This window comes from Rhizobium fabae (assembly GCF_003985135.1).
GTDB classification, from domain to species: Bacteria; Pseudomonadota; Alphaproteobacteria; order Rhizobiales; family Rhizobiaceae; genus Rhizobium; species Rhizobium pisi.
The window spans coordinates 1-5,973 of sequence record NZ_ML133675.1; the positions used below are offsets into that span (position 1 = coordinate 1).

At 51.2% G+C, this 5,973-nt stretch carries 5 protein-coding genes; 2 read left to right on the top strand and 3 right to left on the bottom strand.

Annotated features, from left to right (window positions below; genetic code table 11):
* Window positions 1-217: 217 nt before the first annotated feature.
* The 3 genes from EFB14_RS32635 to EFB14_RS32645 are packed head-to-tail and all read right to left on the bottom strand — an operon-like array spanning window position 218 to window position 3,780.
* Complete coding sequence (locus EFB14_RS32635; RefSeq protein ID WP_126830917.1) at window positions 218-2,284, bottom strand: peptidase domain-containing ABC transporter; 2,067 nt, start codon at window positions 2,282-2,284, stop codon at window positions 218-220.
* Window position 2,285: 1 nt separating this feature from the next.
* Window positions 2,286-3,542, bottom strand: a complete 1,257-nt coding sequence (locus tag EFB14_RS32640) for an HlyD family secretion protein (RefSeq protein WP_126830919.1) — start codon at window positions 3,540-3,542, stop codon at window positions 2,286-2,288.
* A gap of 46 nt (window positions 3,543-3,588) precedes the next feature.
* Entirely contained in the window at window positions 3,589-3,780 is a 192-nt protein-coding gene (locus EFB14_RS32645) for a hypothetical protein (RefSeq protein ID WP_126830921.1), read from the bottom strand.
* 468 nt (window positions 3,781-4,248) lie between these two features.
* Between EFB14_RS32645 and EFB14_RS32650 the strand changes: the two genes are divergently transcribed.
* Together EFB14_RS32650 and EFB14_RS32655 are read left to right on the top strand one after the other, a co-directional pair.
* Window positions 4,249-4,983 (top strand): lysophospholipid acyltransferase family protein, encoded by a 735-nt coding sequence (locus EFB14_RS32650; protein WP_126830923.1) that lies wholly within the window; start codon window positions 4,249-4,251, stop codon window positions 4,981-4,983.
* Between the two features lie 6 nt (window positions 4,984-4,989).
* Window positions 4,990-5,781, top strand: a complete 792-nt coding sequence (locus EFB14_RS32655) for an alpha/beta hydrolase (RefSeq protein WP_126830925.1) — start codon at window positions 4,990-4,992, stop codon at window positions 5,779-5,781.
* Window positions 5,782-5,973 lie beyond the last annotated feature (192 nt).

Genomic DNA, 5,973 nt, shown 5'->3' on the forward strand with positions numbered 1-5,973 from the left:
TCAACGAGTGAGCGCAGGTTCATCATGTCGTCGGTCATCGGTGGTGTCCCTCAGGTTGGCTCTAAGCAACCCGACCCTACCGGAAATCACCGATGGCTATGAAATCCAGCTACACCACTCCATGGGACACGATCGTCTGCTGGGACCAATGAGGTGTTCCGGACACAGAATTTGCATTGCTAGAATGGATGGTCCGGTATGGAATGAATGGATTGTATCAAGGAGTTCCAATTGGCCACTCATCTGTCCTAAACTCTGGAACGATGGCCGAGTGGGACGCAAAAATGATTGTCTTTCCCAAAGACTTTAAATTGTTCAGGATTTTACGCTCGATTTCTGAGTCGAGATTTGCGGTGGCTTCATCCAAGATCAAAATGGTAGGATTTTTGTAAAGCGCACGCGCCAGAAGCAATCGCTGTTGCTGGCCGCTAGATAGGTTGGATCCCATGTCCCCCACAAGGCTATGGTAGCCAAGGGGAAGGCGCAAAACCTCTTCGTGAACTTCACAAATCCGGCAGCAGTCTTGCACACGTTGAAAATCCAACCTGTCATCAAATGACGAGACATTCGAAATAATTGACCCGCTGAAAAGCGTGTCTTCTTGAAGAACAACACCGATATTGTTTTTCACCATATTCTGGCTGTAGCCGCCGATGTCACGTCCGTCCAAGAGGATTTCGCCGCGCTCGGGCTCCACGATTTTGAGCATGATCTTAAGCAGCGTAGATTTACCGACGCCGGAAGGGCCGGACACATGTACAAAACTACGGACTTTAACGGTTGCCGAAAAGCCGTCGAAAAGCCTCTTCTTACCATTGTCGATACTATATGAAATATCCCTGATCTCGAATTCGCCCCTGAGCTTCAAGAACAGTGAAATGTCGTTGTCGGCCGTTTCAAACCGCGCTTCTTCGGTGCTTTCAGCAAGCCTCTGCTGGTGGACTCTTATGTTGAGGATATCCGCCATCGTAGTCACGTAGCTCGATAATCTCTGATCGACGAATACCCTATACATATAGAATGTATACATAACGCCGATCGTCATCGTGCCGGACAAAACGCGCGTGGCGAGCATGTAGAGAATGAGGATCGATTCCAGCGATTTAACGACGTTGATGGCAACTTCAAAACGTAGATCGAAGCGCTTTGCTGAAAATGCGCTGTTGATAGTATTCACCGCACGGTCGATCCCTCCCAGTATCCGATGGAGTTCAAGGCGGTTGGCTTTGACAGAATAGATTCCTCGAAGGGTCTCGACGAAGTAGGACTCCTCCTGCGCGGCGGCGACCACGAGTTTGTTCTGCAACTCACGAGACCGCCGCATCAGCGCCCAGCGGACACCGACTGCCAATGCGCTAGTTGCCGCTACCACAAGCGCAATCTGGAAATCCATGAACATAAGGATTACTAGAACTGTGATGAGATAGACCAGATCGACAGCTGCCGCACCTAAATCCTTCACCACATGGGCGACAAGATAAGAGATGGAATTGTACTGCGCGACGAAGTGTCCGAGACCGCGTCGATTGAAATATTCCAGTCCGTTTCCAAGGAGATGGCGGTGAAAATCATGAATGGTTGCCAGCCGCAAGTTTGAAGAGGTGCGCAGCACAAACATGCTTTGTGCATAGCTACCGAGCACCCCCAAAAGCTGTATCAACAGGAAGCCGATCGCGATGAGTTGAAGAAGATCTAAGTCCCGGTCCGGGATAACCCTATCAATGACGAGCTGGATCGACAGAGGTGCGATAAGGGCCAGTGATAGGTTAGCTGCCGCAACCAATGCAAATCCGGAAATCGACCCCAAATAGGGCCTAATCGACAAGAAAGCCGCCTTGACACCGTCCTTTGAGCGGCCGGTCGGGTGGGCTCTCAAAGAGGGAAGAGGTGTTAGCTCGATCGCTATGCCGGTGTATCTCTTTGAGACTTCTACAAGCGGCAATTCCTCAATGCCTTTTGCAGGGTCGACGATCTTAAGTCCCCGACGACTGATTCGTTCCGCGACAACGAAATGATCGAAATTCCAGTGGAGGATGCATGGGAACGACAACCGAGAAAGATTTTCGATATCGGCTTTCAACGGGCGAGGTGCCATGTGCAGCTTCTGCGCGATGTCGAGCAGATCCCGCAGAGTACCCCCTCTGCTCAAGCCTGGATAGTCTTTCCGCAACTCACGAAGCTTATGCGTCCCGCCATGGTAGTTGGAAATCATCGCCAAGCAGGCAAGTATGCATTCGCTTCTCTCATCCTGGCGAACCCACTGTACGCGTTTACGTCCAATCATGCTATGTATCCATTCTGTAGCTCAATCGCAGGAAAGGCGCGAGCAACAGACGCCAGATCGCCACTTTTTTCTTCCGCACATGAACTTCGGCAAGCATGCCCGGTAGGATTTTCTTATCCTCGCTGAATGCCATGAACGATGCTGGATCAGGTTTGATGACCATCCGGAACTGGGAAGCTGTTGGCAGCCGCTCGCTAAAAGTCACAGCGTCCGTTGCCACGGAACTGACAAATGTCACCTTTCCGCTCATCATGCCGTATTTAAAAATCGGATAAGAGCTCACCCCGATCGTGACCGGCATCCCCTCGTGCAATTCGCCGATCTGGCTCTCCGGGACGTCGGCCTCTATCTCCAGAGTATCGGTGCCCGAAGTAAGCTCAAAAAGAATATCTCCCCGTTTGACTGCCTGTCCGACCGCGTATCCTTTGGGGATCAACGTAGCGGCTCTGTCAGCATAAACCGGTTGCTCCTCAAGCTCTGCATCAGCCTGCATCGCGACATCGATGTCGGTAATTTGATTTTGAAGTTGCACTTGCTCCCGATCGCTATCATCGGCAGCCTGATCAAGCTGCAGCTCGACCTCGGTCATCCGGCGCTCGTATTCGTGAGCATTGGCCTCTGTATTCGAAAGCTGTACGTTCCGATCACTGAGGGCTTGAGCGACGTTTTCAAAGGCTATTGCTGTGACAAGGCCTTTCTCAAGCAACTGCTTGTAATCGCTCTGGCGTTTGGAAAGCCGTGCTGCGTCGTCTCTATACACTGTTGCAAGTTTATCGGCGTCCTCTTTGAGGGTCTGAAACTGCGCGAGCATCTGTCGCAGCGCTTTGGCCCTTGAGATCATCGCCGCTTTCAATGCTTCGACGCGCGCCTGAAGGCGGTTCCGACGTTCCTGCAGTTCTGAACGACTGAACGTGACATTGGGCGCTTGGCGCAATGTTACTGTGTCGAAATTGCGTATCGAGGCGATCTTCTCACCCTTCGATACGTCAACTGGAGACCTGCCACTGACCGCGTAGGTAAGCAGTCCGTCACGATCCGAGATGACGAAGCGGTTATCCGCATTGCCGCGAAAAATGCCGACAGCCATTACGTCCAGCGAAACATCAACGAAGAGCGTGCAACAGGCAAGCAACAGTGCCAACGCGATGAAAGCGTGTACTTCCCTCCCTTTTCTGATGCCGTTGGCCAGATAGGTTTTCGACAATGTGTTTTCGATTTCCGCAATCGTTTCTTGGCGGAATAGTGGGCGATCGGCCATAGATTACGCGAACGGGTCTGGAGTGCGGCTAAGGATGGTGATGTATTCACCTCAGCCTTTTTTCAAACATTTCAACCGAAAGCGACAGCGCCAACCCGACGCCAAAGAGGATCAGAAAAGCTCGCAGTGAGAATTCAAACTCTCTCGTATTGAAGAGAACTTCCCACATTTTCTGCCCGCCAATGATCGTCAGACTAATAAGAAATGAGCGAATTACGACGACAACGATGTGCTTCATAAGCTTACCCCAATGACCCGATCAAGCGCCGCTGATGCACTTGATCGGGAGAGTTGTTTAGCTGCGGGAAGCAGCATGGCTGGCGGCACCAGCGACAGCTCCGATCGCGCCTGACCAGGCGATACCCGAAGGAGTTGCACCTGTTTTATACGCCGCTGCTGCGCCGGCGGCACCCCAGATGCCAGCCTGCCTCATCATCCCACGACTATCACGACCACTATCACCCCAACCACCACCGACCTCATCGATCTCTGATGCGCTTAGTTCGCGAAATTCAGGGAAAGAAGCTGATACTGCCATACTTTGCATCACTACATATCTCCGGTTGAAATTGGCGTGGCAAATCCACACGCATTTTTCTTGCACAAAAGTTGTAGTTTGTCAAAAGTGCACGTCTATGCGAATGGTGTGAATGAAGGACTCCTCATTAATGCTGCTCCCAATCAGATAAATGCTGCGACTTGATCAATGTTCAACGAAAATGCAAAGCGCCAGTACGAATTCAATGCAGCATATGCCCAATCGATCGTGGATGGGGTTCATGGTATTTCTGAGTTTGCCGGTTCGGGGGAGGTTGCTGATTATTTCAAAGCCGCTCTCGATGGACACCGGGCAATCATATTCGCCACGGCGCATTGGGGAAGTTACCTGAAAACATTCAACCTTATAGGGAATTCTTTCCCGGAGGGCTCACGGTTCGTAGCGCTGAGAGGGCAAGAGTGGAACATCGACGAAGAACGTCTCTGGAACGAGATCAATCGCCGATCAAGAAATTCTATATATGTTCATCGGGTTTTGGATCGATCGGGCCTCATCAGCGTCCTGAGAGATATCAAAAATGGTACCCACGCGTTCATCTTGTTCGACCTTTTTGAAAAATACGGAAGAACGTCTCCGGTCAAGGTTTTCGATTGGAACCTTCAACTGGCAAGCCGATGGCTTGATATGGCTTATAAGGCAAACGCTGTCGTATGCTTCATAAAGCCGATGAGCATTCATCGGAATCATATGAAAATACATGGCGTTGTTGATCCTTATGGATTTATGCACGCCAGGGATTTTGTCGAAACCTGCAATTCTTTTTGCGCAGGGTGTCTTCAGGATCTTCTGATAGAAAATCCTGAATTCTGGTTTATGTGGGAAGACTTAGAGAAATTGCTAGCGCTTCCCGGCCGTTTCGAGAACGTATTGGAAAATGGGTAACTGCACATGTTCTTGAGCAAATTGGTACCGGGGATAAACAAGAAGGTTGGCGCCCGACTTTATTATCCCGAAGATGTGCCGCCAGTGGACTGCCAACACGATGGCGTATGTTTCAATACGATCACTGTCACAACAACAGACGGTTTGTCGATTTCGGGACTGGCGACACAAGCGCCTCTCGACGCCAGATGCTGCGTCGTCTTTTTCCATGGAAATAGCGGGAGTGCAGCTCAATGCGCTCCCCTCGTTGCACCGCTTTACCAGCTTGGTGCCCAAATTATTGTTGCAGACTATCGCGGTTACGGTGGAAATGAGGGGCATCCCTCGGAAGAAGGACTGATGCACGATGCACGGGCCTTTTACGGACATGCGACAGCCGTCTCGAACTTGCCTGTTCTACTCGTAGGTCATTCGCTTGGCGGTAACATTGCTATCCAGCTTGCCGCCGAAGGAGATCGAAATATAGTCGGTCTGGTTACAGTCAATGCTGTCGCGTCCGTTGTGGCGTTTGTGCCCGCCTATATCCGCCGCTTCGTAGCAGATCGATTTGAAGCAGCCGCCAAAGCTCGGCTCATTACGATTCCGTGGACAATCGCGCACGATATCGGTGATCAAGTCGTGCCACTCACGCACGGATTGGCACTTTGCCATGATGCATTTCAGAACGTAAATATGCGGCTGGTAACCCTTAATAATCGGCGACACGATTTTGTCGTTCAGTCGATTGCTCCACTTATTTCCGAACATCTTTCGATCTTGGCTGGGGGGGATGCGCCGCTGGGCGATGTGAGCCGTTAGATGTTTTCGGTCAATGACGGCCATCTGGCTGCGCTGACTTCCTTCCGGCAACGCCTCAAGCTCGAGGGTAGTCCTCCCCGTTTTAGCGGGGTTCAGCGGTAGAATTCACGCGGCCATTTTCAGTTTCTGAGCGGGTGTGATGCCGCCAATGCCCATGTTGGGCCGTTCGTGGTTATACGTCCAAAGCCACTC